The organism is Caulobacter sp. P1_B12_2 (genome assembly GCF_056406675.1).
This window is the reverse complement of sequence record NZ_JBFTZS010000422.1, coordinates 1-4,018: the sequence shown is the minus strand read 5'-3', so window position 1 is coordinate 4,018 and position 4,018 is coordinate 1. Positions and strand designations below refer to the sequence as shown.

General features: G+C 65.2%; 3 protein-coding genes. 2 read left to right on the top strand and 1 reads right to left on the bottom strand.

The features are described from left to right. Nucleotides 1–201: 201 nt before the first annotated feature. Entirely contained in the window at nucleotides 202–1,410 is a 1,209-nt protein-coding gene (locus AC1DZ6_RS20625; protein ID WP_477099003.1) for an acyltransferase family protein, read from the top strand. Here AC1DZ6_RS20625 and phhA read toward each other — a convergent pair. Beyond that, a complete protein-coding gene (phhA, locus tag AC1DZ6_RS20620) occupies nucleotides 1,368–2,249 on the bottom strand; it encodes a phenylalanine 4-monooxygenase (RefSeq protein ID WP_477099002.1) in 882 nt (293 codons plus the stop codon). The genes AC1DZ6_RS20625 and phhA overlap by 43 nt on opposite strands. A 182-nt stretch (nucleotides 2,250–2,431) precedes the next feature. On the opposite strand from phhA, the gene AC1DZ6_RS20615 reads away from it, so the two are divergent. Next, nucleotides 2,432–4,018: DUF3422 family protein (locus AC1DZ6_RS20615; protein ID WP_477099001.1), on the top strand; the 1,587-nt coding region annotated here is incomplete at its 3' end.

The following is a 4,018-nucleotide window of genomic DNA, read 5'->3' as shown; positions in this document are numbered from 1 at the left end:
GCACGAAATCAGGCTGACGCCCAACAGCCAGGCGCGCCATAGGCCCTGACGCTCTTCGCCGCTCAGCCCTAAAAAGCCGCCGATTGTCCCTGAGGATTTTCCGTTCGTCCCTGCCGGCGGCCGTCGGTCCCCGGGCTCTTGGTCCCCGGCTATGGTCCGGGTCACGACGTTCGCATCGTTTTTCAAGCCGGACGCCTCGTCATGACTTCGACCGCTTCGATCCCTGACCGCCGCTACGACCTCGACTGGATCCGGGTCGGCGCGTTCTTCCTGTTGATTCTGTATCACGTCGGCATGTTCTATGTGCCCTGGGAGTGGCACGTGAAGTCGCCTCATCCGGTCGAGGCGCTGGAACCGGTCATGCTGCTGACCAATCCGTGGCGCCTGACCCTGCTGTTCCTCGTCTCCGGCGCGGCGACACGGTTCATGGCCGACAAGACCACGGTCGGGAAACTGACCGGCGCCCGGGTGGCCCGTTTGCTGCCGCCTCTGTTGTTCGCGATGGTCGTGATCGTGCCGCCGCAGTCCTATTATCAGGTGGTCGAATACATCGCCGCCCATCCGGGAACGTCGCTGACGGTCGACAATTTCTGGACCCGATACATGACCGCCTCGGGCCATTGGTGCAGCCCGGCTGGGTGTCTGATCACCCCGACCTATAACCACATGTGGTTCGTGGCCTATTTGTTCCTCTATACGCTGGCGCTGGCGGCTCTGCTGGTGGTCTGGCGTCGGCTGGGCGAGCATCTGCAAGCCGGCGCTGAGCGGATCCTGAAGGGGCCGTGGTTGATCGCCGGGCCGGTCCTGTTTTTGGGCCTGCTGCGCGCCACGCTCTATGTCCGCTACGGCGAGACCCACGCCCTGGTCGGCGACCACTATCTGCACGCGGTGTCTTTCTCGGCCTTCCTGCTGGGCTTCGGCCTGGCCAAGTCCGAGATGCTGCGTGAACGCCTGACCGCCGCGCGCTGGCCGGCCCTGGCCTTGGCGGTCGCGGCCTATGCCGGCTGGGCGGCCTTTGTCTGGACCTATCGCGGCGACACGCCGATCCCGTCACCGGAGCTGAAGCTGGCCATGCGCTTCGTGCAGGCGACCGACGCCTGGTGCGCGATCGTCGCCATCCTGGGCTTCGGCGCCAAGCATCTGAACCGCGGCGGGCCGGCGCTGCGCTACCTGACCCTGGGCGTGTTTCCGTTCTACCTGGTCCACCAGACCCTGATCGTGGTGATGGYGCACCATCTGGCCAAGCTGGCTCTGCCCCAGCCGCTGGAGGCCGGGATCCTGATCACCCTGACCTTCGCCGGCTGCTTCGCGACCTACGAGATCGTCCGGCGCGTTCCCGGGGTGCGGATCCTGTTCGGCCTGAAGGGTCAGCCCGCCGCCGAGGCCAGCCGTCCTCCGGTCTTGGCGTAGGCTTGGCTGCCCGTGGTGACAACCCGGTCGGCGTCGATGATCTCGGCGATGCCGAGGTCGCTGGCGCCGGCCAGGCGATCATAAAGCGGCCCGAAGTCGCGCAGGGTGACCTCCTGCAACGTCTGGATCGACGGGATGACGAAATAGACCTGCTGGAAGTCGTCAATCCGATAGGGCGTGCGCATCACCCGCTCCAGGTCGAAGCCGAGGCGGTTGGGCGAGGGATCGTCGAGGGCGAAGATCGACTCCGTGCGCGAGGAGACGATGCCGGCCCCATAGATGCGCAGGCCGGCCTCGGTCTCCATCAGGCCGAACTCGACCGTGTACCAATAGAGGCGAGCCAGGCTGGCTAGTCGCCCCAGGCCCAGCGCTCGCTGCCCGCCCTGGCCATAGGCCTGCATGTAGTCGGCGAAGGTCGGGTCGGTCAGCATCGGCACGTGGCCGAAGACATCGTGGAAGATGTCGGGCTCCTGCAGGTAATCCAGCTCATGCGGCTTGCGGATGAACTGGCCGGCGGGGAAGCGGCGGTTGGCCAGGTGGTCGAAGAACACCTCGTCGGGCACCAGCCCGGGTACGGCCACCACGCTCCAGCCGGTCAGCCGCTGAAGCTCCTCGTTGATCCGCTTGAAGTCGGGGATGCCCGAGCGATGCAGGTCCAGGGCGTCGAGCCCACGCAGGAACTCGTCGCAGGCCCGGCCCGGCAGCAGGGCGGTCTGGCGCTCGTAGAGGGTGATCCAGACGTCGTGCTCGGCCTGGGTGTAGTCTTCCCAGCCCTGGTCGATCGTCCAATCGGGCGCGGCTCCGGGTGGCGGACCGGCCGCCATGTCGTGGCTCTTCATGCCGACAGTCTAGGACGCGATCTCAAGCAAAACCTTCCGACCATGCCCGGCCTTATCAGGGTTTGGAGAAGGGTTTTGCGTCTCTTGCCGCCGGTTGGGACGAAAGATGTCGTCCGGGGCTTTGCACGTGAAAGCTGTGCTGTTAATCATCACTCGCCACGCAACCTTGGGGGAGGACCGTGATGCATGCCGAAAGTCCACTCATCGAGGCCGCGAGGCAGTCCCACCGACGCGCGCCGAGACCGTGCGGCGCGCCGGCCATCACCGCTCATATCGGCTTCTGGCATCAGATCCCGCCAAGCAGCGGCGACAGCGCACGCGGCCACATCGAAAGCGATCGCGCCGCCCTGGCCGCGGCCTACGTCGAGATCGGCGCCGCCATCCTGCGCTTTCAGAGCTTGCTGGGCATTCCCGAGGCGCGGCGAAAGAGTTTCGTCGACAGCCATGTGAGCGATCTGCCGGACCATTTCATTCCGATTGAATTCGAGTTCGGCGGACTGATCGGCAAGGCGATCTTCTCGCGCAATCATGAATCGGTGACCGCCAGCTTCATGATCGATCTGTCCAAGGCGCCTGGCGACGAACTCTACGTCTTGCCAGGCGCGTGGGCCGTCGAGGCCGCCGGGCGGCTGAAGCAAGCCTTCGAAGACATGCCGCGACTGCTGTCGCCCGACGGCGATCGGACCCTGCTACGCGAGCACACCGACTATCTCTACGAGCACTTCTGGACGACGTTCATGCAGCGCTTGGAGATCGATCAGACGATCGCCAAGGCCGGCAAGGCCTGGGAGAAGTTCGTCGATGTGCGCGGCCTAGTGCTGAACATCGGCGACGAAGCCAATTTTCAGCGTCTGGCGGGGCCGGATCCGCTGCCCTACGATTTCTTGAACGTCGTGCCGGGCTTCAATGCCGACGAAGCCGCAGAAGCCCTGCATCGCGCCTGGCCCTTGGTGCGCGCCTCTCACGCCGAGGCCAGCGACGTCGAATTCGTCATGAACAAGCTGATCCGGGGGCGTGCGATCTTCGTGTCGGCGTTCGGCGACCTGGGGGTCGGCATCGCCCGGCGTCGATCGCCGCCGCCGAGGGTCGGTTCCGGCGTGGTGCGCTTCCTGGTGATGACCAATGGGCTCGGCGCCACACGCATCCGGCCCGGCAGCAAGGTCGAGACGCCGTTCAATCGCTGGCAGATCGGTCGGTTGGTCTACCGGCTGCACGAACTGGCGGGCATGCGCATGATGGCGCTTCGTGATCTGCGGCTGATCAAGCGCGCCGGGCAGGATTTACGAGGCTTGGGCGCGCGGCTGGATGAGATCTTTCGGTTGCAGACTCAAGGCGACGGACGCGTGTCGCGCGACGACATCAACGAGCTCTTCCAAGCGCTCAACAGTCTGGGGTCCGACACCGCCGGCGGCCTCAGCTACAGGATCAACCGGGCCCGGCTGATGGCGCAAAGCTACAAGCAGACCCTGATGGATCTCGAGGTCGAACGCATCGAGGGATGCCAGACCTACGACGAGTTCATGCGACGCCGGGTGTTTCACGAGTTCGATGCGATCGACCGCATCGGCATTCGCGTCGAGCGCCTGTCGAAGCGCGCCACCAATCTGCTGTCCCTGGTCGACACCACCAACGAACTGGAGAACGGCCGGAACATCACCGCGATGACCGCTCAGGTCGCGAAGGGGCAGACCGTCATAGCCGAAAGCGAACGGCAGATCGAACACCTGCTAGGGCGAGCTGAAGTGCTTATCGCGTGCGGGGCCTGGTAC

Coding starts and splice junctions, on each gene's coding strand:
- phhA (WP_477099002.1), bottom strand. CDS start 2,249: ATGAAGAGCCACGACATGGCGGCCGGTCCGCCACCCGGAGCCGCGCCC.